Raw genomic sequence first — 23,834 nt, 5'->3', positions numbered from 1 at the left:
GATGTGTTTTAAACACTTGATGACGACTTCAACTAAATCATAGTTTACCTGAAGCCGCCAGCAATGCAGGGTACAGCCTCAGCTTTTGTTGGGGCGCGTCATTTCCAGGGGCACGATCCAGGCACTGAATTGCTCTTCAGTAACGAAGCCCAAGGCCAGCGCCGCTTCCTTCAAGGTCGTGCCTTCGTGCTGGGCCTGCTTGGCGATTTGCGCCGCCTTGTCGTAGCCGATGTGCGGCGCCAGGGCCGTCACCAGCATCAATGAACGCTCCATCAGCTCGGCGATGCGTACGCGGTTCGGTGCGATGCCGTGTGCGCAATGCTCGTCGAAGCTGCGCATGCCATCGCCCAGCAGGCGCGCGCTTTGCAGGAAATTGTGCGCGATCAAAGGTTTGAAAACGTTCAGTTCAAAGTTGCCCGAGGCGCCGCCCACCGTGATGGCGACATCGTTGCCGAAGACCTGGCAGCACAGCATGGTCAGCGCTTCACACTGGGTGGGATTGACCTTGCCCGGCATGATGGAGCTGCCCGGCTCGTTTTCGGGTATCGTGATTTCGCCGAGGCCCGAGCGGGGGCCGGAGGCCATCCAGCGCACGTCGTTGGCGATCTTCATCAGCGCCGTGGCCAGGGTTTTCAGCGCGCCATGGGCTGCCACCAGCGCATCGTGCGCAGCCAGCGCGGCAAATTTGTTGCTGGCCGTTTCAAACGGCTGGCCCGTCAGGCGTGCCAGTTCGGCGGCGATGCGGCCGGCAAATTCCACGTGGGCATTCAAGCCCGTGCCCACGGCCGTGCCGCCGGCGGCCAGCTGCAGCAGCGGCGGCAGGGATGCGGTAATGATGTGTTCGGCAAAGTCCAGCTGCGCCGCGTAGCCGGAGAACTCCTGGCCCAGGGTCAGCGGCGTCGCGTCTTGCAGATGCGTGCGGCCGATCTTGACGATGTCGGCAAACTCCGCGGCTTTCGCGTCCAGGGTGGCGCGCAGCTGGCGCAGCGGCGGCAGGACGGTGTGGGCGACAGCCAATGCCGCCGCCACGTGGATGGCGGTGGGGAAGATATCGTTCGAGGACTGGCCCAGGTTGACGTCGTCGTTCGGGTGCAGCAGGCGTTCGGCGCCGCGCAAGCCGCCGATCAGCTCGGAACCCCGGTTGGCCAGCACTTCATTCATGTTCATATTGCTTTGCGTACCCGACCCCGTCTGCCAGACGGCCAGCGGGAATTCTGCGTCATGCTTGCCGGCCAGCACTTCGTCGGCAGCCTGCGTGATGGCGACCGCCTTTTTGCCATCCAATAAACCCAGGTCCAGATTGACGTGGGCGGCCGCGCGCTTGACGGTGGCCAGGGCGGCGATCAGTTCAGGCGGCATCTTTTCCGTGGAGATATGGAAATGTTCGAGTGAGCGCTGGGTTTGCGCTCCCCACAGCCGGTCGGCGGGTACGTCGATCGGGCCGAAACTGTCGCGTTCGATTCTGCTACTCATGGCATCCCTTTCATCGATGGAGGTGGATCGAGTGTACTCCAGACGCCAAAAAGGCACAGGATGATGCTGTATTGCATCATTTCTGCGGTGCTGCCTCTACATTTCCCCGATTTCCTGCCGTTATAGGTGGGCGAGTCCCCTTTATTTCATTGTCAAAGCGATCAGTCCATGCCGAGTAGCATCCTTCCCCGTTGGTCCCTGATCGCGTGCGCCGCCGCTTGTCTGGCCCTGCCACCTGCCATGGCGGCCGAGCTGGGCGACATGACGGTGCTGTCGCACGTGGGCCAGCCCTTGCTGGCCGAGATCGAACTGACGGCCCTGCTGCCCGAGGATGCCCGAGGCGTGGCCGTGCGCCTGGCCTCGCCTGATGTGTACCGGGGCGGCGGCATCAGCATGGATCCGGCCCTGCAGGGGCTGGCCATCACGCCGCTGGAGCGGGGCGGGCGCCGCTATGTGCGCGTGACAACCCAGCAGGCGATCCGCGCCGGCCACGTGCACCTGTATCTGTTGCTGGACAATGGCAGCGGTGCCATCGTGCGCCTGGGAACACTGTGGCTGACCCCGGCGCCGCCCGCTGCCATGCCTGCTAAGCCACTCGTTGCTGCCGCTGTGCCAGCACCAGTGTCAACGCTGCCAGAGGCACCGCTGCCGCTGCCCGTCCCAGCCCCCCGCGCCGCGCTGGCTACGCCAGCTACGCCAGCCGCGCCGCCGCCCGATGCCGCCGCGCTGGCGGCCCGCGCCCGTGCCGAAGGCATGCTGCGTCCGGTCACCGTGTTTGTTGCGCCGCCCGCCGCGCCCGCTGCCGCTGCCGCTCCCGCCACCCGCCCCGCCGCGGCCGTGCGTCCGCCGCCGCTGCGCCGTCCTGTGGCAGCCGTGGCCGCTTGCGCGCCGCAAGCGGATGCGGGGCAGGCCGAGGCTTGCGTGGCGCTGGACCAGAAAAACGCGGCCCTCAACGACAAATTGACGGAGCTGGAAGGCAAACTCGGCTCCCTTCAAAAGGCGCTGGCGCAACCCGGCGCTGCCGTACCGCCCGCCGCCGCGCCTGCCGAGGCGGTGGTGCCGCACGCCAAACCCAAGCCGCTGGCGGCGCCAGCTGTCAAGCAGCAGTCGGGCGGCAATGGCTTGCTGTGGCTGGGCATCGCTACGCTCGTGTTCCTGCTGCTGACGGCGGTGATCGTGTATGTCTTGCGCAAGCGCAAGCAAGCGTCGGGGCCGGGCGCGCCATCGAAATACTGGGTGCTGCTGCGCAAGCCGTTTGGGCGCAAGAAGGCCGTGCCGGTATTGACGGAAGCGGTCGACGGGGAGGCAGCGCCGGAAGCGGAAGCGGAGCCGTTTTCGCGCTGACGCGGTGCGCGGCACCGCTGAAACTTGATATAAAAAAAGATAATCAAAAAATACAGGGAAAACAGCGGATAGCGGTGTTGCCTGTTTTTCAAAGATGGTGATATGATTAATTCAGTGGACTTGCTCTACGACAAAACAGCCCCAGCCTGGCGCAGTCACCAACGATAGTGTGGCGCGGCAAACAGGTGTAGCGTTGCATAAACGCCTGGGCCTGGAAGCGGTTCGCGATGCCGACGATGTGCTCGCGAACGCCGGATGCAACCGGCAGCGAGGCGACGCCAGGAGATACCTGGGGTTCGCCTTCCACATTCCCCGCCATGCCTGCACGCCGCGAATTGATGACAAGCAGTCACCAGCCCGCGCGGCATGGCCATGCCGGCAGGCGTAAAAAAAGCACCCTCGGGTGCTTTTTTCATTCCGCGGCCACAGCCGCAATAGCACTGCGCTGCAAGCATGCTTACATGCTGGCGCGCGACGCGGGCATGACGCTGGCCATTTGCGCCATCCACGGTTCCGTGATGGTGCGGATTTCGCGGTCGTTCGCCAGGATCTGTTTCAATAAGTCGATCTTGCGCATGCGCGAGGCACCGGCCAGGGCAGGGACGCCCGCGATGGTGGCGCTGGCGGCGCTGGCGCACTGGTTTTCCAGGGTGTTCAAGCCATCCCAGTCACTCGCTCGTGCGGCGACGACCATTTTGTTGGTCATTCCTGCAATATTTTCGTACATCGAGAGAACGTCGTTGGAGGTCATGAGCACACCCGTAACTAGTGAATGGATTACCGCTTGTCCAGATTAACGGCAGGTCCAGCAGGAACTTGAGGGTGTTTTTGAAAATAAATGAATATAATTGGACTATTTTTTTGGGCTGCCCGCCGGAATCGCCCGCCAGCCCGCCAGCCCGCATGACTGCGCGATGCCTGGGCAGGGGCGATACCGGCGCCGCCCGCCTTAATTGACCAGTTCTTCCAGCCCCGCGCTCAATTCGGCGGGCGGCGGCATCTTGTCGACCAGCACCGAGGGCGGCAAGCCCAGCGCTTCCGCCACGTCGCCCGGGTAGCAGGCGATGATTTCTTCATTGCTGAACTGGTTTTCATCAATGCGCGCGCGCCAGGCGGCCAGGTGGATGATGGCGGCCAGCCGGTTGAATGGCGTGCTGGCCAGCGGATCGGGAAAGGCGGCGATGGTGTCGGCAAAGGCGGCGGGGAATTTCCAGCGGCGCGCCAGCTCCGCGCCAACGTCCGCATAGCTGTAGCCCAGCGACACCCGTTCCGCATCGAGCCGGCGGGCGTCGAAGGGCGGGGCGATCTTGTCGAGCTGCATGGCTTGCTCGGGCATGGCGGCGTGGATCACCAGTTGCCCGATCGCATGCATCATGCCGATGGTGAACGCCAGCTCCTGGTTGTCGCCCGTCTGTCTGGCGATCCAGCGGGCCGACACGGCGCTGTGCAGACTGTAGCGCCAGAACTGCTGCAGATTGAGGCCGGGCACGGCCTTGTAGCCGCTGACCAGGCCCGAGCTGATGACCAGGGTGCGCACGGTAACAAAGCCGAGCATCAGCACGGCGTCTTCCACCGTGCCGATGCTGCGCGAGACGTGATAGTAGGCCGAGTTGGCCAGGCGCAGCAGCTTGGCGCTCAGGGCCGGGTCCGCGCCCAGCTTGCGGGCGATGTCTTCCGTGGCAATGGCGGGATTGTCGAAACTGCGTACCAGCTCATCGACGATCTTCGGGGCGGCAGGCAGGGCATGGGGATGCTGGAACAGCGCTTCAAGTTGCATGGCAATCTCCTGGGCGTTCGCGCGGCACGGTGCGGGGTCGTCAAACTATATGCCGATTTTTTGCGGGCATGCAAAAAAGTTCACGGCCGCTTTTTTCGCTGGGAGCACGCTGAAAACAGGCTATGATTTTGGCTATTTCATTGAAAGGATCGCCATGCACGGTTTGCGTTTTTCCTGGCGCCGGACGCCAGTCCAGGCTGCCATTCTCCTCGTCCTTGCTGGCGCCGCCCTGGCCAGCCTGCCGGCCCACGCGCACGGCCAGCAGGCGGCCACCGCCGCTCCCGCCGCCGCCCCGGCGAAAGTCTTGCCCGGCGACGACTTCTACGACTACGTGAATGGCGACTGGATGCGCGCCACCGAGATCCCCGCCGACCGCAGCAGCTGGGGTTCGTTCGCCATGCTGGCCAATGCCACCAACGAACGCATCATCGGCTTGATCGAGGGCTTGTCGGCCACGCAACAGGCCGACGCCGGCGCGCGCCAGGTCAGCGATTTTTACCGCACTTACATGGATGAATCGGCTATCGAAGCGAAAGGCTGGGCGCCCGTCAAGCCGCTATTGAAGAAAATTGACGCCGTGCGCGATCAGGCTGGCCTGGCCCGCGCGCTGGGCGAAAGCTTGCGCGCCGATGTCGACCCCCTCAATTCCACCAATTTTTATACGGAAAACTTGTTCGGCCTGTGGGTGGCGCAAGACTTGAACGACACCACGCGCAACGTCGCCTATCTGCTGCAAGGCGGGCTGGGCTTGCCTGATCGCGCCTTTTACCAGGGCGACAGCGCGCGCATGCAGGGCTTGCGCACGGGCTACCAGGCGCATATCGCCGCCATGCTTGCCCTGGCCGGCTACCGCGATGCGCCGGCCCGCGCCGCGCGCGTATTTGCGCTGGAGCAGCAAATTGCCGCCAGCCACGCCAGCCGCGAGGATTCGGCCGATGTCGCCAAGGGCAACAACGCCTGGCGCGCGCAGGACTTCGCCAGCAAGGCGCCGGGCCTGGACTGGAAAACCTTCTTCCAGGCGGCCGGCCTGGGCGCGCAGCAAGACTTCATCGTCTGGCATCCGACAGCCATGACGGGCAGCGCGGCACTGGTGGCCAGCGTGCCGCTGGCTACCTGGAAAGATTTCCTCGCCTTTCACACGATCAACCATTTCAGCACCACCTTGCCGAAAGCGGCCGCCGCCCAGCGCTTCGCCTTCTATGGCCAGACCCTGAGCGGCACGCCGCAGCAGTCGCCGCGCAGCAAGCGGGCGCTGGCGGCAACCAATGCGGCCCTGAGCGACGCCGTCGGCAAGCTGTACGTGGAGCGCTATTTCCCGCCTGAATCGAAGGCGCGGGTGCAGGACATGGTGACGAACATCGTGGCAGCTTTCTCGCGCCGCATCGACAAGCTGGACTGGATGGCGCCGCAAACCAAGGCGCAGGCGCAGGAAAAGCTCAAGACCCTGTACGTGGGCGTCGGCTATCCGGAACGCTGGGAAGACTATGCGGGTTTGCGCGTGGTGCGCGGCGATGCGCTGGGCAATGCGCAGCGGGCGGAAGCGTTCCATTACCGGCAGGAACTGGCCAAGCTGGGCCAAGCGCCTGACCGCAAGGCCTGGGCCATGCCGGCGCAGCTGGTCAATGCCGTCAACTTGCCGCTGCAAAATGCCTTGAATTTCCCCGCCGCCATCCTGCAGCCGCCGTTCTTCGACCCGCAGGCGTCGGATGCGGCCAACTATGGCGGCATCGGCGCCACCATCGGCCACGAAATCAGCCACAGCTTTGACGACCAGGGCGCGCAGTTCGACGCCCAGGGCAAGCTGCGCGACTGGTGGACGCCGGCCGACCTGGCGCATTTCCAGGCCGCCTCAAAACAACTGGTGGCGCAGTTTGCCGCGTATCAGCCATTCCCCGACCTGGCCGTGAATGGCCAGCTGACCTTGAGCGAAAACCTGGCCGACCTGGCCGGCGTGGCGGCCGCGCATGACGCGTTCACCTTGTCGCAGCAAGGCAAGCCGGTGCAGGCGGAGGCGGACAGGGCCTTCTTCACCGGCTATGGCATCAGCTGGCGCAGCAAGGCGCGCGAAGCGGCAGCGCGCCAGCAGATCCTCACGGATGGCCATGCGCCCGCGCAATACCGCGCCGCCACCGTGCGCAACCTCGACGCCTGGTACCCGGCCTTCGGCGTGCAGCCGGGCCAGCAGTTGTATCTGGCACCGGAGCAGCGCGTGCGCGTCTGGTAGCGGGCGGCTGATCGCTGGACGGTGCCGCACGCCGAAAGCGCCGGCACCGTAAAATGGCGGAACATACCGACAGGACCGCCATGAAGCCGACCACGCCAGACCAGCAAGCTCAGCAAGATCCCATCCACGCCATCACCAATCGCACCCTGGCCCATTACGACGCCAGTGCCGAGCAGTTTTTCGAGGGTACGCGCGACCACGACGTCAGCCAGAACATCCGCGCGCTGCTGGACGCCATCGGCAAACCGGCGCCGCTGGCCATCCTCGACCTGGGCTGCGGCCCGGGCCGCGACCTGAAGGCGTTCACGGCCATGGGCCACCATGCCACCGGTGTCGACGGCTGTCCCCGTTTCGTCGAGATGGCGCGCGCCTACAGCGGCTGCAAGGTGTGGCAGCAGGATTTTGTCGACCTCGACTTGCCCGCCGCGCAGTTCGACGGCGTGTTCGCCAATGCCGTGCTGTTTCACGTGCCCAGCGCCGCCTTGCCTGGCGTGCTGCGCGCCTTGCATGCGTGTTTGAAGCCGGGCGGCGTGCTGTTCAGTTCGAATCCGCGCGGGCAGAACCAGGAAGGCTGGAACGGCGCCCGCTATGGCAGCTACCACGACGAGGCGCGCTGGGCTGCGTATGTGCAGGACGCCGGTTTTACCCTGGTCGAGCAGTATTACCGTCCGCCAGGCTTGCCGCGCGAACAGCAGCCGTGGCTGGCCACGGTTTGGCGCAAACCTGCGTGAGGACGGAAATTAGTGCACTTTGGCTATGTGTTAGGAACCGTACATAGTTTTTGCGACCTCGGGCGTAGTATGGACACATCGACACGCAGCAAGCAGTTTGCAACAGCGTGTGAGCCGCAGTACCAGCCCTTCTGGGCAGGACAACAGATGTACCAACTACAGTGAGGATTTATCATGAACAAAGATCAAGTCGAAGGTAAACTGAAGGAAGTCGGCGGTAAAATCCAGGAAGCCGCTGGCAAGGTCGTCGGCAGCGAAGAACAGCAAGCCAAGGGCTTGGCAAACCAGGTCGAAGGCAAAGTACAGAAGAAGGTTGGCGATGTGAAGGACGCAGTTGAGACTGTGACCCGCAAGCCATAATCTGCTGCACGCATAAAAAAACCGCCGCCTGTCGCGAGACAGGCGGCGGTTTTTCGTTGGGCGCCCCGCTTACTTGGCCACGCCCAGGTTCTGCTTGAAGAACATTTCAATTTTCTTGTACACGTGGCGCTGGCCCGCGCGCGACGAGATGCCATGCTTGGCGCCCGGATACGTCATCAGGTCGAACTGCACGCCACGGTTCACCAGCGCGTCGATCAGGCGCGTGCTGTTGCTGAACAAGACGTTATCGTCGGCCATGCCGTGCACCAGCAGCAGCGGCGACTTCAGACCGTCGAGGTGGGCGAACACGGTGCTGTCCCTGTAGCCATCCACGTTTTCCTTCGGCATGCCGAGGAATTGCTCCGTGTAGTGGGTGTCATACAGCGACCAGTCGGTCACGGGTGCCACGGACACGCCCATGGCGATTTTGTCCGATGCTGCCGACAGCAAGCGCAAGGTCATGAAGCCGCCGTAGCTCCAGCCGAAGACGCCGATGCGTTTCGCATCGACGAAGCGTTGCTTGCCCAGCCAGTCGATGCCGACCAGTTGATCGGCCACTTCGGCCGCGCCCAGGTTGTGATAGATGGCGTCCGTGAACGCGCGCTCGCGGCGCGACGAGCCGCGGTTATCGAGGCGGAAGACGACAAAGCCCTGCTGCGCCATGTACTGGTCGAAGTTGTTGCCCCAGCGTCGCGCCACGTGCTGCGAGTGCGGGCCGCCGTACGTCGACAGGTAGACGGGATAGCGTTTGCCCGCGTCGAAGTTCGACGGCTTGACGATGGAGTAATACAGGGTCTGGCCATCGTTGGCCTTCAGGGTGCCATATTCCGTCGGCAGGTGGTCGGCCTTGTACTTGGCGTACGGGTGGCTCGCGTTCAGCGCATTTTCTTCCAGCCAGCCCACCATCGAACCATCAGGGCGGCGGATGCTCACCTGCGGCGGCGTGGCCGGGTCGGAATAGGTGTCGACGAAGACGGCGCCATTGCTGGCAAACGTCGTGTCGTGCCAGCCGTCCGCTTGCGTCACGCGCTGCGGCTTGTCGGCCGTGCTGCCATCGATGGCCAGGGCGTAGGTCTGCTTGTCGATCACGGCGTCGCGGTTCGAGGCGACGAAAACCTTGCCGCTTTTCTGGTTCACGGCCAGCACGCTGTCGATGCCCCATTCGCCGGAAGTGACCGGGTGCAGCAGCTTGCCGCTCATGTCGTACAAATACAGGTGGTTGCGGCCCGTGCGCTCGGACGACCAGAGGAAGGTGCCGTTCGACAGGAAGCGCAGGTCGTCATGGATGCTGACCCAGGTTTTGGACGTTTCCGTCAGCAGGGTGCGCTGCGCCAGCGTGCCGGCATCGACGGCGACCAGGTCGAGGGTCTTCTGGTCGCGCGACTGGCGCTGGTAGACCAGCGATTTGCTGTCCGCGCTCCAGTCGGCACGCACCAGGTAAATGTCCGGGTTCGCACCCAGTTCCACCTGGCGCTGCACGCCCGTTTCCGGCGAAACGATCAGCAGCTGCACCAGCACGTTCGGGTCGCCGGCGGCAGGGTAGCGCTGTTCCACCACGTCCGTGCGGTCGGCGAAAATTTCAAAGCGGCGCACGACGGGCACCGGTGCTTCGTCATAGCGTTTGTAGGCGATGGCGGAATCGTCGGGCGCCCAGTAGTAGCCGGTGCGCTGGCCCATTTCTTCCTGCGCCACGAATTCGGCTTCGCCGTTGTGGATCGTGCCCTTGCCATCGCTGGTCAGCTGGCGTTCCTGGCCCGACTTCAGGTCGATGACATGGATGTTTTGATCGCGCACGAACGACACATAGCGGCCTTTCGGCGAGATTTTCGGATCCAGCACATTGCCCTTGGCGACCAGGCGCGCCTTGTCCGGGTGGGCCACGTCGACCAGGTACAGATTGCCGGCCAGCGGCACCAGCAGCTGCTTGCCGTCCGGCGACCAGCTGTAGCTGAGAATGCCGTTCAGGCTGGCCGTGCGCTCGCGTTCGCGGCGCGCCTGCTCTTGCGGCGAGATGGTTTCATTCGGCACCAGCGCCTTCGAGTCGACCAGGCGGTGCGTGCTCTTGTCCTTCAGCTTGAATTCCCACAGGTCGAGCTGGAACTGGTTGTCGGCGCGGCCGCGCAGGAACGTCACGCGCTCGCCGTCGGGCGACACCTTCAGGTAGCGCACGCCGGGGCCGGCCAGCGCCGGATCGGCGTGGATGCGTTCCAGGGTCAGCTTTTCAGCCGATGCGGGAACGCTGGCCATCGCGGCCAGAAAACAAAGAATAAAACGCATGGATGTCTCGGTAGTTGGAAGAATGAAGGGCGCTGCCTGCCTTGCCGGGAAGCCGGGCTTGAGCCTTGCCCAAGCGTAAGACGATACCAGAGCGTGCGCGTTTATGCGATAGCGCCAGCCACGGAATAAGGCCTTGCTGGCCGTATTTCCTTCGTGAAAATTGTCCAGGCGCCGCGTATTTCATGGCGCTTTGCCCGGTTCAGGCTAATATCGACCCATCGACCACTGTCAGGCATGCACCGCCTATCCAGGCATGGCCAGCGCGAAAGCTGACGGCCACGCGGCCATCGCGCTGCAGGCATGTGCCCTGGCGCACGCGGTAGTCGGCACCCGCCAGCAAGTGGGCGATGCAGGCGTTGGCGCTGCCCGTGACGGGGTCTTCCACCAGCGCGCCGTGTTCGCTGAGCAGCGCGCGCACTTCGTAGTCGGCCGGTCCGCCCGCCGCGTGGGCGCCATACAGCGCCAGGCCGTCCGCTCGGCAGGCGGCCAGCAAGGCCGTCAGCGCCGCGATGTCGGCGCGCACGGCCAGGCAGGCGGCGGCGTCCGTCAGCGGCACGCACAGCCAGCGGATGCCCATCTCGACGATCACGCCGCCGGTGGCCGGCATGCCGTCCAGCGCCGCTTGCAGCAGCGGCAGCAGCGCCGGGTCGAGCGCGCGCGCGGTGCAGGGCGGCGCCTGGAACGCCAGCACGCCGCCGGCCTGCCGTTCAATGTGCACCAGGCCGACGCCGCACTCCTGCACGATGCGCGCGCCTTTCGGCTGCATGCCCGCGTCGAGCAGCGCGTGCGCCGTGCCCAGGGTCGGATGGCCGGCGAACGGGAATTCCATCTCGGGTGAAAAAATGCGCACGCGGTAGTCGGCTGCCGGGTCGCGCGGCGCCAGCACGAAGGTGGTTTCCGACAGGCCCGTCCAGCGCGCGATCGCCTGCATCTGCGCGCCGTCGAGGCCATCGGCGCCGAGCACCACCGCCAGCGGATTGCCCATGAACGGCACCTGGCTGAAGACATCGACCTGCTTGAAGGGGCGCGGCTGCGGCATGGGAACTCCTGGTTGACTTAGCAAACTTGGTGCGCTGCGCGCAGGCGCTGCAGCGACAGCCGGTTCAAATACCAGGTCAGCAGCACGGCGGCCACCGTCAAGCCCGTGACCAGGCCGATCCAGAAACCGGCGGCGGCCATCGGCTCGGCCGGCGACCAGAGGAAGCCGGCCGGCGCCAGGCCCAGCACATAGCCGATGGGCAGCGAGAAGCCCCAGAACGCCAGCAGCTGGATCAGCATCGGCTGGCGCGTCACCTTGTAGCCGCGGATGGCGCACGAGGTGGCCACCTGCGTGGCGTCGGACAGCTGGAACAGGGCGGCGAACAGCAGCAGCTGCGCGCACAGGGCCTGCACTTGCGGATCGGACGTGTAGGCCTGCGCGATCTGGTGGCGGAAGACGGTGATCAGGGTGGCCGAGACGATGGCCGCCGTCAGCGACATGCCCACGCCGACCCATGAAATGAAGCGCGCGCGGCGCAGATTGGCCTCGCCCACGGCGTGGCCCACGCGCGTGACCAGCGCGATGCCGAAGGTGAGCGGCACCATGAACACGACGGACGAAAAATTCAGGGCGATCTGGTGCGCCGACACCTGGATCACGCCGAAGCGCGCCACCAGCAGGCTGATGACGCCGAACGCGCTTACCTCGGCAAAATAAGTCACGCCGATGGGCAGGCCCAGGCGCAGCATGGGGCCGATGGACGACATCTGCGGACCTTCCCAGTGCGTAAACGGGTAGGTGGCGCGGTAGGCAGGAGCGATGCGGATCCAGACCAGCATGGCCAGCAGCATCATCCACACGCAGCAGGTGGTGGCCACGGCGCAGCCCACGCCGCCCAGTTTCGGCATGCCCCAGTGGCCGTAGATCAGCAGGTAGTTGACCAGGATGTTCAGCGCCAGCGCGGCCAGCGCGATGACCATCACGGGCTTGGTCTGGTTGATGCTGGTGCTGTAGCCATACAGCGCGCGGTAGGCGGCGAACGGCGGCAGGGCGCAGCTGATGATGTGCACGAACAGCTTGGCCTTGGCGGCCACCGCCGGTTCCAGCATCAGGTGGTCGAACACCAGTGCCGCCATGTTCGTCAGCAGGCACGCCACCAGGCCGACCAGCAGCGCCTTCCACAGCGACTGGCGCACGATGTGCGGCACCTTGTCGTGGCGCGCGGCGCCGATTTCATGCGCCACCAGGGTATTGATCGCCATCATGATGCCGCTCACGGTGACCAGCACGATGGACCAGATGGCCGCGCCCAGGGACACGGCCGCCAGCTCCTCGGGATTCGTATGCCCGGTCATGGCCACGTCGGCCGCGCCCATGCCGACGGTGGCCAGCTGGCCGATCAGGATGGGCCAGGCCAGCTTCCAGAGCGACGAGACTTCATTGCGGACGGCGGGCAGGGTGAACGAGGTAGTGTGGGGCATGGGGACGCGGGCTGGACTAAACACGGGATTCTACTGATTTTCAGCGCGCTTGTCCGCCGCCGCGCCCCGGCGTGCCGGCGCGGTAATCATTTGTTACAGCTAAGAAGGGCGGCCGCGGCTAGACTGCGTGTTCTATTTGGCAAGATGACCAAATAGTCACACCGCAGTACCCTGACTATGGAGTATGACCATGTTGAAGAAAGCCTTGAACTGCGCCCTGCTGCTGGGCGCCGCCATGACGGCCGAACTGGCCGGCGCCGGCGAACTGACCCTGTATTCGCGCGACGATTATCACGGCCGCTCGTAGACCGTGCGCGACGCCGTCGCCGACCTCGAAGATGTGCGTTTCAACGATACGACGCAAAGCATCCGCGTGCGTTCGGGCAGGTGGGAGGCGTGCGAGGAAGCGGATTTTCGCGGCGCCTGCTTCCTGCTCGAGGCGGGCGAATATCCGTCGCTGGATGGCCATGCCAACAAAATCACTTCGCTGCGCGAAGTGCGCGGCGGCTGGGGCGGCGGCTATCCGGGGCGTGAGCGCGAGCATGACCGGGGCCGTGACCGGGATGGCGAGCGCGAGCAGGACGGCGACTGGGACCGTGGGCGCGGCCACCGTCCGGGGCGCTCGCTGGGGGGCGAACTGACCTTGTACACGCGCGACGATTTTACCGGCCGCCAGCTGACCGTGCGCAATCGGGCGGGCGACTTGCGCGAACGCGATTTCAATGACACGGCACAGAGCGTGCGCGTGCGCGCCGGCTATTGGGAAGTGTGCGAGGACACGGACTTCCGCGGCCGCTGCCGCACGCTGGGACCGGGCGAATACGCGAGCCTGGAGCGCATGAGCAACCGTATTTCCTCGGTGCGCGAAGTGCGCTGACGCGGGCCGCAGCCTTGGAAACGCGCAATGGCCGGCCCCTGTCAGGGCTGGCCATTGCTTTTGGTAACAATTTGTTGTCCTTTTCCCATACTTTGTTACACCGTTTTTTCTATGGATGGCTACACTGGCATCAGTTGTCAGCTTAATCACGCACTTATCCACACTGGAGCTCGCCCCATGTATCGTCCGCTGCGCCTTGCACTGCTGTGCGCCAGTTCGCTGTTGCTCCATTTCCCGGCGCATGCCGCCGAAATCAGTTTGTATACCGATGATAATTTCAAGGGCCGGGTGGTGGTGCTGCGCGACACGACGGACGATTTGTCGCGCATGAATTTCAATGACACGGTGTCGAGCATCAAGGTCGCTTCGGGCAGCTGGGAGGTGTGCGCGCATGCCAACTTCAAGGGTGACTGCAAGACCTTCGAGCGTGGCGATTACCGCTCCATGCCGGGCATGAATGACAAGATCTCCTCGGTACGTCTGGCGGACGGCAGGGGCGGCGGCCGGCCCGGAACGCCATCCTCGCCATCCTCGCCGGAACCATCGCCGTCGCCAGAACCGTCGCCGTCGCCAGAGCCGTCGCGGCCACCGCCGGAGCGCGAGCGCGGCGGGGCGCTGCAAGTGTTTGACAAGGCGGCGCAGGGCGGTGCCTCGGTCGACATCAACAGCGACCGCGACGACTTTGTCGATATCGGCTTCAATGACCGTTCCGCCAGCATCCGCGTGCGCCACGGCTACTGGCAACTGTGCAGCGACTCCAATTTCCACGGCAGCTGCCGCGTGTATTCTCCGGGCAGCTATGAATTGCCGCGCAACCTGCAAGGCAAGACTTCATCGGCGCGCCTGGTTGACCCGCGCGAGGAAAACCAGCCGGCCAGCGACGACCCGATGCTGCTGCTGTATCCGCGCTCCCACATGGGCGGACGGGGCCTGCCGGTGAATCGCGACATGAGCGATCTGGTACGCATGAATTTTAACGACCAGACCAACTCCATTGTCATCAATACTGGCGACTGGGAAGTGTGCGCCGATGCGCATTACGGCGGCCGCTGCGAGGTGCTCGAGCCGGGTATCTACAATACGCTCGATGCACTCGACGGCCGCATTTCGTCGCTGCGCCGCCTGCGTTGACACGGCACCGCAATACATGAAGAATGACGATAGATTAACCGGAGCTGAAAATGATATCCCCTAGCCTGAAACTGGCGCTGTTTTCCAGCGCCATCCTGTTCACCCACCTGGGCGCCCATGCGAGCGAAATCACCCTGTTCGAGGATGATAACTTCCGCGGCCGCGCGGTGACCCTGCGCGAAACGACGGACGATCTGTCGCGCATGGGCTTCAACGACAAGGCGTCCAGCATCATGGTGCGTTCGGGTTCCTGGGACGTGTGCACCGATGCCGGCTTCCGTGGCAATTGCCGCACCCTGGGACCGGGTGAATACCGTTCGCTGCCGGGCATGAATGACGCCATCACCTCGGTGCGCGAATCGGGACGCGGCGATGGCCCGGGCCGCCCCGGACGCGATCCGGACCGTGGCAACGGCGGCTATGGCCGTGGTTCGACCCTGGAAGTGTATTCGGGCGCCGGCCAGAATGGCGGTTCGGCGCGCCTGAACCGCGACACGGACGATTTCGTCAATATCGGTTTCAACGACCGCACCAGCAGCATCGTCATCTACAACGGCTACTGGCAGCTGTGCAGCGATTCGAACTACAACGGCACCTGCCGCGTGTTTGGCCCAGGCCGCCATGACGACCTGGGGCGCGGCCTCGATGGGCGCGTCTCGTCGGCGCGCATGGTCGATGAACGCGAAGCGCGGCGCCAGCAGCAATACGAGAACCAGTACCAGCGGCCGCACGAGCAGCAATATCCGCAGTACCAGCAGCCGCAGTACCAGCAGCGCGGCGCCATCCTGCTGTTCCCCGATGCGGGCATGCGCGGCGAGCCGCTGGCGCTGGAGCGCAGCGCGGACGACCTGGTGCGCTTCAATTTCAACGACCGCGCTTCGTCCATCGTCGTCAATGAGGGCCAGTGGGAAGTGTGCAGCGATTCGAATTTCCAGGGCCGCTGCGAAGTGATCGGGCCGGGCGAGTATGGCCGCCTGAATGGCCTGGAAAACCAGATTTCCTCGCTGCGCCGCGTGCGCTGATGGCGCCACCGTGCTGACTGGCCGCCTGCCGGGTGCATCCCGCCGTGCGGCTTTTACATTCCCTGCCGTGTGCTGACATTTGCTTGCCCTTTGTTACACTCGCCGCCTGCCGCCTGGTCTACACTGGCGAAAATGTAATCTGTATTGGAGTTGTCATGGTTCGATCTTTCCGTCCCGCGCTGTTATGCGTGGCTACCTTCCTTGCCCCGGCCTGCGCGTTCGCGGGCGAAATTACCCTGTTCGAGGATGCCGGTTTCCGTGGCCGTCCCGTCACCCTGCGCTCCGACGCGGGCGACCTGTCGCGCATGGGCTTTAACGACAAGACCTCCAGCATCATCGTGCGTTCCGGTACCTGGGAAGTGTGCAAGGACGCCAACTACCGCGGCAACTGCCGCACCCTCGGTCCGGGCCGCTACAGCAGCATGCCGGGCATGAACGACGCCATCTCCTCGGTGCGCGAAGCGGGCCGTCCCGGCCACGGCGGCGATCACCGCCCGTATCCGCCGCGCCCGCCGCGTCCGGAACCCGAGCGTCCGCATCCCGGCTATCCCGGCCATGGCGGCGGCCACCGTCCCGACGCCAACGGCGCCGTGCTGATGTTCCCCGATGCGGGCATGCGTGGCCGGCCCGTGCGCCTGGACCGCGAGGTGCGCGACTTGAGCCGCTACGGCTTCAATGACCGCGCCGAATCGATCGTCGTCAACTACGGCCGCTGGGAATTCTGCGTCGATGCCGACTTCCGCGGCCGCTGCGTGGTCATGGGCCCGGGCAGCTACGGCCGCCTGCACAATGGCCTGGACCGCCGCATCTCCTCGGTGCGCCGCCTGCGCTGATACGCCCGCGCGGGCGCCGTTGTATTGTGCGCACGCTGTGCTTCGGGCAATTCGTGTACTCTTCCCACAGGCGGTTCAACCATGGGGAGCAAGCACGGTGGAATACAAGGACTACTACAAGGAACTCGGCGTCGAGAAAACGGCGACCGAGGCCGAGATCAAGAAGGCGTACCGCAAGCTGGTACGCAAATACCATCCCGACGTCAGCAAGGAACCGGACGCCGACAAGCGCACCAAGGCCCTGAATGAAGCCTACGGCGTGCTGGGCGACCCTGAAAAGCGCGCCGCCTACGATGAACTGGGCCGCAACCAGGGCGCGCAGGGCCAGCCTTTCCGTCCGCCGCCGGACTGGGGATCGGGCTACGAATCGTCGGGCGTCGACGACAGCGATTTCTTTGCCGACCTGTTCGCCCACGTGGGCGGACGGCGCCGCGCCAACAGCACCTTCCAGATGCAGGGCGAAGACAGCCACGCCGCCGTCACCATCGATTTGCAGGACAGCTACCAGGGCGCCAAGCGCCACATCGTCATGCGCGTGCCGGAAGCGGATGCGCAAGGCCATGTCGTCACGCGCGAACGCACGCTGGAAGTGACGATCCCGAAAGGCGTCACGGAAGGCCAGCAGCTGCGCATGAAAGGCCAGGGCCATCCTGGCAGCGGCGGCGCGCCGGCCGGCGACTTGTATCTGGAAATCCGCTTCCAGCCCGATGCGCGCTACAAGGTGGAAGGGCGCGACGTCTTCGAGACCGTGCCCGTCACGCCATGGGAAGCGGCGCTGGGCGGCGAAATCGCCGTGCCCACGCCATCGGGCACCGTGGCCGTCACCGTGCCGCCCAATTCGCAGACGGGACGCAAGCTGCGCCTGAAAGGGCGCGGCATTCCCGCCGCCCAGCCGGGCGACCTGTATCTGCTGCTGGAAGTGGTGCTGCCGCCGGCGAACGACGACAAGGCGCGCGAACTGTATGCAACCATGGCGCGCGAGATGGCTTTCAATCCGCGTCAGAAGCTGGGAGGGTAAATCATGGCAAACAACGTAATTGGCGAATTGCTCGAAGACCGCGCCCTGAGCCTGGAAGAGCTGGCGCGCGCCTGCGCCGTGGAGCCGGACTGGGTGGTGCAGCATGTGCAGACGGGCGTGCTGCTGCAGGATGGCCCGCCGCCGGGGCAGCTGACTGCCTGGCGCTTCACCAGCCTGGACCTGGTGCGCGCGCGCCGCCTGCACGAGATCGAATCCGTGTTCGACGCCAACGCGGATCTGGCCGCGCTGGTGGTCGACCTGTCGGAAGAAGTGGCGCGTTTGCGGCGCCGCCTGCACGTGCTGGGCGTGGAGTAGTTTTTATTCAGGTTCGCCGTGGCGTGACACGGTGAGCCTGGCAATATAAAACTGCCCGTCGACGACGACCCGGTGCGGGATGCCGGCCACGTCGAAGCCGGGGCCGCCGTCCTCCATCCATTCCTGCGCCAGGGAGTCGAACTGCTGCGGCGTCATGCGCAGCATTTGCGCCGTGATGACGAAGCGCGCGCCAGGTTTTTGCTTGTTGACGAAGTCGTCGATGCCGGCCATGGTGTTTCCTTGTGAAAGTGTTACCCGCATCATACCTGTCTCCATTGCCAGCTCACAACGCCTAACAAAACCGTCGCGAGCGGCAGTGATTTGTGGCTAAGAAGCGCAACCGTACTCTAGTACGGTGAGCATCGCAGCCGCAAAGCGCGACGCGCAGCAGGTTTTGTTCGGCGTTTAAAACCCCTGCACCAGCAACGGCAACTGCTGTGCAAACCGCTCCGCCAGCCATTTGCCCGCCTGGCCCGGCGGCGTGTCGGCGCGCTGGATCAGGTAGATCGGATAATTCTCGCCATTGTCGACGGCCAGCGGCAGGTGCACCAGGCGGCCATCGGCCAGGTCGTCGCGCACCATCGCCTCGGGCATGTTGCCCCAGCCCAGGCCCGCGCGCAGCAGGGCGTGCTTGGAACCGAGGTCGCCCAGGCGCCAGTTGCGCAGGCCCAGCACGCCGAAATCCTGGCCTTCCGTCAGCACGCTGCGGTCGCTCAGCACCAGCTGTACATGCTCGCGGGCCAGGCTGGAAGGAATCGGTCCTTCCAGCTGCGCCAGCGCGTGGCTGGGCGCGGCCACGGGAATCAGGCGCACATGGCCGACGGCCAGGCGTTCGAAGACGCTGGCAGTGGCCGTCATCCAGCCGCCCAGGCCCAGGTGGCAGCTGCCATCCATCACCAGCTGCGCCACGGCGCCCATGGCTTCGATGCGCAGGCGCAGGGCGACGGTGGGAAACTGCGCCTGGAACGCTTCCAGTATGCGCACCAGCACGCAGGTGGGGAACATCACGTCGACCACCACCGACACTTCCGCTTCCAGCCCGCCCGCCAGCGCTTTCGCGCGGGCCCGCATGCCGTCCACTTTCAGGGCCACGGCGCGCGCGTCGGCCAGCAGGGCGCGTCCCGCATCCGTCAGGGTGGGCTTGCGCTTGCCCCGGTCCAGCAGCATGACATTGAGCTGGTCTTCCAGGTTGGCGATGGTGTAGCTGATGACCGATTGCGTGCGGTGCAGCTGGCGCGCCGCATGGGCGAAACCGCCGGCGTCGATGACGGCGACAAACACGCGCAACTGGTCGAGCGAAGGTTGACCCGGTTCTCTCATGGTGCGTCCATATCTAAAAATTCGATGCTATTCATTTATATTTACACGGTTTCATCGATATTAGACCCGAACTATGATGTGTGCAAGTGCAGCAAACGCCGCACCCCCATCTATCGTCTCTGAAGGAGTGCAGCATGGCCAAGGTACTACACATCAATAGCAGCGTCCGCAACAACGGTTCCCTGTCGCGTCAATTGTCTGGCGAGTTCGTCGCCAAACTGGCCGCGCAAGGCGCCAGCGTCGTCGAGCGCGACCTGGCGCAGAACCCCGTGCCCCACCTGACGGAAGAAGTGATGGGCGCGTTCTTCACGCCGGCCGACCAGCGCAGCGCGCAGGCGGCAGCGGCGGTGCAGCTGTCCGATACCCTGGTCGATGAATTGCTGGCCGCCGACGTGCTGGTACTGGCCGCGCCCATGTACAATTTTTCCGTGCCATCGACCCTGAAGGCGTGGATCGACCACGTGGCGCGCGCGGGCCGCACCTTCCAGTACACGGCCACGGGCCCCGTCGGCCTGGCGACCGGCAAGAAAGCGGTGATCTTCACGGCCAGCGGCGGCGTCTACAGCGAAGGCCCGGGCGCCGCGTATGACTACCTGAGCACCTATCTGCGCACGGCGCTGGGCTTCATCGGCATCACCGACATCGAGTTCGTGCAAGCCGAAGGCGTGGCCATGGGCGAGGAAGCCGTGGCCGGTGCCATCGCCAAGGGGCGCGCCTCGATCGAAGCCCTGGCCGCCTGATCCCGCCGGCACCGGAATCGCCAGCCCGGCGCGGCTGGCATCGGCTTGCCGGCGGCACGCCCGTGCCAGCCCGGCGGGCGACATGCCTGTCCAGTCAAGCCCGCTCATGCCGGGCACCGGGGCTGGCCATCCCGCCAGCGCATTGCTCTTCGCCCGCCGCATGCCGGCGCGGCAGCAAAAAATCCACCACATCAGCAGCACCGGGCAGCGCCATGCGCTACGCCTGCCGCAGGCCGCGGGTATCCGCCGCAGGCGCGGCCTGGCGCCAGTAACTGTCCAGCGCCTGCGACGCTTCGGGCGCGACATTGGCCTGCGTATCGCTTTCGGCGAGAAAGACGAGGACCTGTGCGATGGCCATGCGCTGGCCTTCGTCCAGTGCGGCAAACCGGGCCAGCTTGTCATTGCGCGAGGATCCCGCGCGCGCCGGTGGCGTCAGGGCGGCAAGCGTCATGCCCGCCACGTCGCACTGCCAGAACGGCACGTGCAAATGGCTGAGCACATGGCGCAGGTAGGCGGGCAGGAAGTAGCGGAAATCGTCAGCCGGCATATGTGCCAGCACAACCTGGCCGGCTTCCAGTTCGGCATCGGCGATGTCTTGCCAGGCGGCGTCCGTGCGCTGCCGGCCCGCCGCGCTCCATTCCCGTTCGGGGAAGTCGTCGTCCATGCCGTGCAGGTCGGTCAGCTGGAACTGGCGCAGCGACGTGTCGGTGCGCGGCACGCCGTCAAAGGCCCGTTCGATGGCGGTAATCAGTGCTTCGGTGTGCATCGGCGGCTTAATCCTGTGGCAATTCGCGAATTTCCAGCGTACCACCTGCGTTCAGTACGGGGTTTCCTATTAACAATCTTTTAGCATCGTCTATACTTTCAGCTTGCACGCGGATATAGCCAGACAAGTGTGGCGTCACCTCCCTGGCCTGGCCGGAGCGGTGCACGCAGACACCGGCGCCGATGGAACTGCCGCCGCAGAAGCGGCCGCTGGCACGCAGCATGGCAAAGTAGCTGTCCCATGCGGGCGTGGCGACATCCACCGGTGTCTCCGTATCATCGTGCATGAAGATGATGTAGTCATTCATCTGTTTTCTCCTGTGTCGCATGATAAAAATAAAGAGCTCAATGAGTATCTTGAGCAAGCGTTGAGCAAGCGCGCGCACATGGTTTTTACTTTTTACCGCGTCAGTCCGTAGAGACAAGCTGTCCGGCCATGCCAATTTTGGAGCAAACATCGTGCCGATAAAGTATGTTGATTTTTATGAGGTGAATTACACGGCGGAGCCCTTGCGGGGCTGCAAGCTGTGGGGAGCCTACGTCGCCATCTATGCGCCGTCGCCCAACCCCATGCACCGCATGAATCTGGTGAAAAAGCGCCGCGTCTCGGCCGACCAGCCATTTGCGACGGAAGCGGACGCCGTCGCCGAAGCGGGCGACGTGGCGGTCAAGCTGGTCGAGCGGCGCCGGCGCCGCTATGTCTTCCACCCCTGATGCCATAACGCACCATCCTGCAGGGCGCGCCAGGGCAGGATCTGCACGCGCCCGGAATGCACGGCTTCCAGCGCCACGTGCGTGACGGGAGCATCCGGCGACTCCGCTGAATCCGGCGCGCAGACCTTGACGACCAGGAAATGTTTTTCCTTGTTGACGGGCGTGACAGCCGTCCACTTGCTGTTCAATAACTTGTTTGGACGCAATTCGTTGCGATTTGGAAGGTTCATGGCGGACACTGGCATGGCGAGATGGCGAAGTTGCCATTATCATGCAAGTTCCCGCCACGCACGAGGATCACCATGAAACGCCAGCTGCACCTGCTCGTCATCGACCCGCAAAACGATTTCTGCGACTTGCCGCCCGACTGGCTGCCCACGGGGGACGCGCCCGCGCTGCCCGTGGCCGGCGCGCACCAGGACATGCTGCGCGTGGCGCAGCTGATCCGTGAAGGCGGCGCCGGCCTGACGCAGATCAGCATCACCCTCGACGCCCATCACCGCTATGACATCGCCCACCCGACGTTCTGGCGCACGGGCGATGGCGGCGCCGTGGCGCCATTTACGCAGATCAGCGCGCAGCAGGTGCGCGACCGCCTGTATCTGCCGGCCGCCGCTGATGCCTTGCCGCGCGCGCTGGCCTATCTCGATGCGCTGGAGCAGGCCGGGCGCTACCGCCTGATGGTGTGGCCCGTGCACTGCGAGATCGGTTCCTGGGGACAGAATATCCATGCGGCCGTGCGCGCCGCCTACAACGGCTGGGAAGTGGCAAAGCTGCAAGTAGCTGCCAAACTGAGCAAGGGTTCGAATCCCTGGACCGAGCATTACTCGGCCGTCATGGCGGAAGTGCCCGATGCGCAGGACGCCGCCACCCAGCTCAACCGTCCCTTCCTCGACACGCTGCTGCCGGCGCAGCAGATCTATATCGGCGGCGAGGCGGGCAGCCATTGCGTGAAGGCCAGCACGGAACATATCGCCGACTACCTGCAGGACCAGCAGGGGCCGCAGGCCGTGGCGCGCCTGGTGCTGCTGACGGACTGCATGAGCCCGGTGACAGGTTTTGAAACGCAGCAGCGCGACTTCCTTTCAGCCATGCAAGCGCGTGGCGCACGGCTGGCCACGGCGGCTCAGGTTTTGCCTGAATGGCTGGCCAATGCGGACGCTTGAGGGGATTTCTTCAGCAGGCCCAGCCGAAACGCCGGCGGTGGCGTACTATTCTGGCTTCAGGAAGTTGGAGAAAACACACATGACCCCGATAGTGCGCAGTTTGCTGGAAACCGATCTGTATAAATTTACAATGTGGCAAGCCTTGCTGCACGGTCATCCGAACACCCATACCGAATACGAATTTGTCTGCCGCAACAAAACCGCCTTCCCGCTGGCCGAACTGAAGGCCGAGCTGGAAGAGCAGCTCGACCACCTGTGCGCGATGTCGTTTGCCGACGACGAACTGGCCTATCTGCGCACCCTGCGTTTCATGAAGAGCGATTTCGTTGATTTCCTGACGGTGTTCCGCTTCCAGCGCAAGTTCATCGACGTGAGCACGGATGGCGACACCTTGCTGGTACACGCGGCCGGGCCGCAGGTGCATGTGATGGGCTTCGAGATTTTCGTGCTGTACATCATCAACGAACTGTATTTCCGCCGTTTCGACCTGGACGCGGCCATGCGCGAAGGGCGCCATCGCCTGGGCTTGAAAGTGGCGGCCGTCAAGGAGTTCGGCAAACTGCCGCGCCGCAAGCACCCGTTCGAGTTTTCCGATTTCGGCGTGCGCCGGCGCTTCTCCGGCGCCTGGCACGACGAGGTTGTACAGCGCCTGGCGCGCGAAGTGCCCGAGTATTTCAAGGGCACGTCGAATGTCTACCTGGCGAAAAAGCTCGGTATCGTGCCGATCGGCACCATGGCGCATGAGTACATGCAGTCGTTCCAGTCGTTTGGCGTGCGCCTGCGCGATTTCCAGAAGGCGGCGCTGGAAGACTGGGTGCAGGAGTACCGGGGCGACCTGGGCATCGCCCTGACGGACGTGGTCGGCATGGATGCGTTTCTGGCCGACTTCGACCTGTATTTCGCCAAGCTGTTTGACGGCTTGCGCCACGATTCGGGCGACCCCGTCGAGTGGGGCGAAAAGGCGCTGGCGCACTACGCGGCCCTGCGCATCGACGCCAACACCAAGCGCCTGGTGTTTTCGGACGGCCTGGACCTGGACAAGGCCTTTGCCCTGTACCAGCACTTCGCCGACCGCATCATGACGGGCTTTGGCATCGGCACCAATCTGACCAACGATGTCGGCCTGACGCCGCTCAACATCGTCATGAAACTGGTGCGCTGCAATGGCCAGTCGGTGGCAAAACTCTCCGATTCGCCCGGCAAGACCCTGTGCAAGGATGAAACCTTCCTCGCGTACCTGCGGCAAGTGTTTCACCATCCTGCCATCCAGGCGCCTGTCTAGTAGGG

General features: G+C 64.5%; 25 protein-coding genes. 14 read left to right on the top strand and 11 right to left on the bottom strand.

Annotation, left to right across the window (positions count from 1 at the left end):
* Positions 1-78: 78 nt before the first annotated feature.
* A complete protein-coding gene (gene fumC, locus ACQ4WR_RS07720) occupies positions 79-1,473 on the bottom strand; it encodes a class II fumarate hydratase (RefSeq protein WP_102299282.1) in 1,395 nt (464 codons plus the stop codon).
* Positions 1,474-1,641: 168 nt separating this feature from the next.
* Between fumC and ACQ4WR_RS07715 the strand changes: the two genes are divergently transcribed.
* The gene (locus ACQ4WR_RS07715; RefSeq protein ID WP_436486413.1) at positions 1,642-2,817 is read left to right on the top strand and encodes a type IV pilus assembly protein FimV; all 1,176 of its coding nucleotides are present in this window, start codon (positions 1,642-1,644) and stop codon (positions 2,815-2,817) included.
* 457 nt (positions 2,818-3,274) lie between these two features.
* On the opposite strand, the gene ACQ4WR_RS07710 is transcribed toward ACQ4WR_RS07715, so the two are convergent.
* Both ACQ4WR_RS07710 and ACQ4WR_RS07705 read right to left on the bottom strand, forming a co-directional pair.
* Positions 3,275-3,544, bottom strand: a complete 270-nt coding sequence (locus ACQ4WR_RS07710) for a flagellar protein FliT (RefSeq protein WP_495542682.1) — start codon at positions 3,542-3,544, stop codon at positions 3,275-3,277.
* Between the two features lie 222 nt (positions 3,545-3,766).
* On the bottom strand, positions 3,767-4,594 hold the full coding sequence (locus ACQ4WR_RS07705; RefSeq protein ID WP_102298420.1) for an HDOD domain-containing protein: 828 nt from the start codon (positions 4,592-4,594) through the stop codon (positions 3,767-3,769).
* Positions 4,595-4,748: 154 nt separating this feature from the next.
* Here ACQ4WR_RS07705 and ACQ4WR_RS07700 point away from each other — a divergent pair, with 154 nt between their 5' ends.
* The 3 genes from ACQ4WR_RS07700 to ACQ4WR_RS07690 all read left to right on the top strand — a co-directional run bounded on the left by ACQ4WR_RS07700 (position 4,749) and on the right by ACQ4WR_RS07690 (position 7,909).
* A complete protein-coding gene (locus ACQ4WR_RS07700) occupies positions 4,749-6,818 on the top strand; it encodes a M13 family metallopeptidase (RefSeq protein ID WP_436486411.1) in 2,070 nt (689 codons plus the stop codon).
* A gap of 80 nt (positions 6,819-6,898) precedes the next feature.
* Complete coding sequence (locus ACQ4WR_RS07695; RefSeq protein ID WP_102298424.1) at positions 6,899-7,549, top strand: class I SAM-dependent methyltransferase; 651 nt, start codon at positions 6,899-6,901, stop codon at positions 7,547-7,549.
* 174 nt (positions 7,550-7,723) lie between these two features.
* Positions 7,724-7,909, top strand: a complete 186-nt coding sequence (locus ACQ4WR_RS07690; RefSeq protein ID WP_034759763.1) for a CsbD family protein — start codon at positions 7,724-7,726, stop codon at positions 7,907-7,909.
* Positions 7,910-7,978: 69 nt separating this feature from the next.
* Here ACQ4WR_RS07690 and ACQ4WR_RS07685 read toward each other — a convergent pair whose 3' ends face one another.
* The 3 genes from ACQ4WR_RS07685 to ACQ4WR_RS07675 all read right to left on the bottom strand — a co-directional run bounded on the left by ACQ4WR_RS07685 (position 7,979) and on the right by ACQ4WR_RS07675 (position 12,646).
* The gene (locus tag ACQ4WR_RS07685; protein ID WP_436486409.1) at positions 7,979-10,186 is read right to left on the bottom strand and encodes a S9 family peptidase; all 2,208 of its coding nucleotides are present in this window, start codon (positions 10,184-10,186) and stop codon (positions 7,979-7,981) included.
* 199 nt (positions 10,187-10,385) lie between these two features.
* Entirely contained in the window at positions 10,386-11,225 is an 840-nt protein-coding gene (locus ACQ4WR_RS07680; RefSeq protein WP_436486407.1) for a PhzF family phenazine biosynthesis protein, read from the bottom strand.
* 17 nt (positions 11,226-11,242) lie between these two features.
* Positions 11,243-12,646, bottom strand: a complete 1,404-nt coding sequence (locus tag ACQ4WR_RS07675; RefSeq protein WP_436486406.1) for an MATE family efflux transporter — start codon at positions 12,644-12,646, stop codon at positions 11,243-11,245.
* A 310-nt stretch (positions 12,647-12,956) separates the two neighbouring features.
* Here ACQ4WR_RS07675 and ACQ4WR_RS07670 point away from each other — a divergent pair, with 310 nt between their 5' ends.
* The 6 genes from ACQ4WR_RS07670 (at position 12,957) to ACQ4WR_RS07645 (ending at position 17,842) form a co-directional block, all read left to right on the top strand.
* Positions 12,957-13,523: a beta/gamma crystallin-related protein gene (locus ACQ4WR_RS07670; RefSeq protein ID WP_436486404.1), complete on the top strand. Its 567-nt coding sequence runs from the start codon at positions 12,957-12,959 to the stop codon at positions 13,521-13,523.
* Between the two features lie 177 nt (positions 13,524-13,700).
* Positions 13,701-14,654, top strand: a complete 954-nt coding sequence (locus ACQ4WR_RS07665) for a beta/gamma crystallin family protein (RefSeq protein ID WP_436486402.1) — start codon at positions 13,701-13,703, stop codon at positions 14,652-14,654.
* Between the two features lie 50 nt (positions 14,655-14,704).
* Positions 14,705-15,676 (top strand): beta/gamma crystallin family protein, encoded by a 972-nt coding sequence (locus tag ACQ4WR_RS07660; RefSeq protein ID WP_436486400.1) that lies wholly within the window; start codon positions 14,705-14,707, stop codon positions 15,674-15,676.
* 155 nt (positions 15,677-15,831) lie between these two features.
* Positions 15,832-16,509 (top strand): beta/gamma crystallin family protein, encoded by a 678-nt coding sequence (locus ACQ4WR_RS07655; RefSeq protein ID WP_102292864.1) that lies wholly within the window; start codon positions 15,832-15,834, stop codon positions 16,507-16,509.
* A gap of 97 nt (positions 16,510-16,606) precedes the next feature.
* Complete coding sequence (locus ACQ4WR_RS07650; RefSeq protein WP_436486398.1) at positions 16,607-17,527, top strand: DnaJ C-terminal domain-containing protein; 921 nt, start codon at positions 16,607-16,609, stop codon at positions 17,525-17,527.
* Positions 17,528-17,530: 3 nt separating this feature from the next.
* Positions 17,531-17,842, top strand: coding sequence for a MerR family transcriptional regulator (locus tag ACQ4WR_RS07645; protein ID WP_102292866.1), 312 nt, complete (start codon positions 17,531-17,533; stop codon positions 17,840-17,842).
* 3 nt (positions 17,843-17,845) lie between these two features.
* On the opposite strand, the gene ACQ4WR_RS07640 is transcribed toward ACQ4WR_RS07645, so the two are convergent.
* Together ACQ4WR_RS07640 and ACQ4WR_RS07635 are read right to left on the bottom strand one after the other, a co-directional pair.
* The gene (locus tag ACQ4WR_RS07640) at positions 17,846-18,073 is read right to left on the bottom strand and encodes a hypothetical protein (RefSeq protein WP_102292867.1); all 228 of its coding nucleotides are present in this window, start codon (positions 18,071-18,073) and stop codon (positions 17,846-17,848) included.
* A gap of 174 nt (positions 18,074-18,247) precedes the next feature.
* Positions 18,248-19,162, bottom strand: coding sequence for a LysR family transcriptional regulator (locus ACQ4WR_RS07635; RefSeq protein WP_436486395.1), 915 nt, complete (start codon positions 19,160-19,162; stop codon positions 18,248-18,250).
* Positions 19,163-19,296: 134 nt separating this feature from the next.
* Between ACQ4WR_RS07635 and ACQ4WR_RS07630 the strand changes: the two genes are divergently transcribed.
* Positions 19,297-19,902, top strand: a complete 606-nt coding sequence (locus ACQ4WR_RS07630) for an FMN-dependent NADH-azoreductase (RefSeq protein ID WP_436486393.1) — start codon at positions 19,297-19,299, stop codon at positions 19,900-19,902.
* Between the two features lie 217 nt (positions 19,903-20,119).
* Here the strand turns inward: ACQ4WR_RS07630 and ACQ4WR_RS07625 are convergent, their stop codons facing one another.
* Both ACQ4WR_RS07625 and ACQ4WR_RS07620 read right to left on the bottom strand, forming a co-directional pair.
* The gene (locus ACQ4WR_RS07625) at positions 20,120-20,668 is read right to left on the bottom strand and encodes a DUF6714 family protein (protein WP_436486392.1); all 549 of its coding nucleotides are present in this window, start codon (positions 20,666-20,668) and stop codon (positions 20,120-20,122) included.
* A gap of 7 nt (positions 20,669-20,675) precedes the next feature.
* Complete coding sequence (locus ACQ4WR_RS07620; RefSeq protein WP_436486390.1) at positions 20,676-20,975, bottom strand: YciI family protein; 300 nt, start codon at positions 20,973-20,975, stop codon at positions 20,676-20,678.
* Between the two features lie 151 nt (positions 20,976-21,126).
* Here ACQ4WR_RS07620 and ACQ4WR_RS07615 point away from each other — a divergent pair, with 151 nt between their 5' ends.
* A complete protein-coding gene (locus ACQ4WR_RS07615) occupies positions 21,127-21,381 on the top strand; it encodes a hypothetical protein (RefSeq protein WP_102292871.1) in 255 nt (84 codons plus the stop codon).
* On the opposite strand, the gene ACQ4WR_RS07610 is transcribed toward ACQ4WR_RS07615, so the two are convergent.
* Positions 21,363-21,611 carry a TIGR02450 family Trp-rich protein gene (locus ACQ4WR_RS07610; protein ID WP_436486388.1) on the bottom strand — a complete coding sequence of 83 codons (249 nt, stop codon included), beginning with the start codon at positions 21,609-21,611 and terminating at the stop codon, positions 21,363-21,365. The genes ACQ4WR_RS07615 and ACQ4WR_RS07610 overlap by 19 nt on opposite strands.
* A 72-nt stretch (positions 21,612-21,683) precedes the next feature.
* On the opposite strand from ACQ4WR_RS07610, the gene ACQ4WR_RS07605 reads away from it, so the two are divergent.
* The gene (locus ACQ4WR_RS07605; RefSeq protein WP_436486387.1) at positions 21,684-22,547 is read left to right on the top strand and encodes a cysteine hydrolase family protein; all 864 of its coding nucleotides are present in this window, start codon (positions 21,684-21,686) and stop codon (positions 22,545-22,547) included.
* A 79-nt stretch (positions 22,548-22,626) separates the two neighbouring features.
* Positions 22,627-23,829: a nicotinate phosphoribosyltransferase gene (pncB, locus tag ACQ4WR_RS07600; RefSeq protein ID WP_436486385.1), complete on the top strand. Its 1,203-nt coding sequence runs from the start codon at positions 22,627-22,629 to the stop codon at positions 23,827-23,829.
* Positions 23,830-23,834: the final 5 nt, after the last annotated feature.

Source organism: Janthinobacterium amylolyticum (genome assembly GCF_051380655.1).
In the GTDB taxonomy this organism is placed as follows: Bacteria; Pseudomonadota; Gammaproteobacteria; order Burkholderiales; family Burkholderiaceae_D; genus Janthinobacterium.
The sequence above is the reverse complement of the archived record's forward strand: the minus strand, read 5'-3'. Positions and strand labels throughout refer to the sequence as shown.

Excerpts from the sequence above, each read along its gene's own strand:
- ACQ4WR_RS07715 (WP_436486413.1), top strand. The coding sequence starts at position 1,642 with ATGCCGAGTAGCATCCTTCCCCGTTGGTCCCTGATCGCGTGCGCCGCC.
- ACQ4WR_RS07620 (WP_436486390.1), bottom strand. The coding sequence starts at position 20,975 with ATGAATGACTACATCATCTTCATGCACGATGATACGGAGACACCGGTG.
- ACQ4WR_RS07610 (WP_436486388.1), bottom strand. The coding sequence starts at position 21,611 with ATGAACCTTCCAAATCGCAACGAATTGCGTCCAAACAAGTTATTGAAC.
- ACQ4WR_RS07645 (WP_102292866.1), top strand. The coding sequence starts at position 17,531 with ATGGCAAACAACGTAATTGGCGAATTGCTCGAAGACCGCGCCCTGAGC.
- ACQ4WR_RS07680 (WP_436486407.1), bottom strand. The coding sequence starts at position 11,225 with ATGCCGCAGCCGCGCCCCTTCAAGCAGGTCGATGTCTTCAGCCAGGTG.
- ACQ4WR_RS07705 (WP_102298420.1), bottom strand. The coding sequence starts at position 4,594 with ATGCAACTTGAAGCGCTGTTCCAGCATCCCCATGCCCTGCCTGCCGCC.
- ACQ4WR_RS07640 (WP_102292867.1), bottom strand. The coding sequence starts at position 18,073 with ATGGCCGGCATCGACGACTTCGTCAACAAGCAAAAACCTGGCGCGCGC.
- ACQ4WR_RS07710 (WP_495542682.1), bottom strand. The coding sequence starts at position 3,544 with ATGTACGAAAATATTGCAGGAATGACCAACAAAATGGTCGTCGCCGCA.
- ACQ4WR_RS07625 (WP_436486392.1), bottom strand. The coding sequence starts at position 20,668 with ATGCACACCGAAGCACTGATTACCGCCATCGAACGGGCCTTTGACGGC.
- ACQ4WR_RS07690 (WP_034759763.1), top strand. The coding sequence starts at position 7,724 with ATGAACAAAGATCAAGTCGAAGGTAAACTGAAGGAAGTCGGCGGTAAA.
- ACQ4WR_RS07635 (WP_436486395.1), bottom strand. The coding sequence starts at position 19,162 with ATGAGAGAACCGGGTCAACCTTCGCTCGACCAGTTGCGCGTGTTTGTC.
- pncB (WP_436486385.1), top strand. The coding sequence starts at position 22,627 with ATGACCCCGATAGTGCGCAGTTTGCTGGAAACCGATCTGTATAAATTT.
- ACQ4WR_RS07660 (WP_436486400.1), top strand. The coding sequence starts at position 14,705 with ATGATATCCCCTAGCCTGAAACTGGCGCTGTTTTCCAGCGCCATCCTG.
- ACQ4WR_RS07605 (WP_436486387.1), top strand. The coding sequence starts at position 21,684 with ATGAAACGCCAGCTGCACCTGCTCGTCATCGACCCGCAAAACGATTTC.
- ACQ4WR_RS07665 (WP_436486402.1), top strand. The coding sequence starts at position 13,701 with ATGTATCGTCCGCTGCGCCTTGCACTGCTGTGCGCCAGTTCGCTGTTG.
- ACQ4WR_RS07700 (WP_436486411.1), top strand. The coding sequence starts at position 4,749 with ATGCACGGTTTGCGTTTTTCCTGGCGCCGGACGCCAGTCCAGGCTGCC.
- ACQ4WR_RS07695 (WP_102298424.1), top strand. The coding sequence starts at position 6,899 with ATGAAGCCGACCACGCCAGACCAGCAAGCTCAGCAAGATCCCATCCAC.
- ACQ4WR_RS07630 (WP_436486393.1), top strand. The coding sequence starts at position 19,297 with ATGGCCAAGGTACTACACATCAATAGCAGCGTCCGCAACAACGGTTCC.
- ACQ4WR_RS07685 (WP_436486409.1), bottom strand. The coding sequence starts at position 10,186 with ATGCGTTTTATTCTTTGTTTTCTGGCCGCGATGGCCAGCGTTCCCGCA.
- fumC (WP_102299282.1), bottom strand. The coding sequence starts at position 1,473 with ATGAGTAGCAGAATCGAACGCGACAGTTTCGGCCCGATCGACGTACCC.
- ACQ4WR_RS07675 (WP_436486406.1), bottom strand. The coding sequence starts at position 12,646 with ATGCCCCACACTACCTCGTTCACCCTGCCCGCCGTCCGCAATGAAGTC.
- ACQ4WR_RS07655 (WP_102292864.1), top strand. The coding sequence starts at position 15,832 with ATGGTTCGATCTTTCCGTCCCGCGCTGTTATGCGTGGCTACCTTCCTT.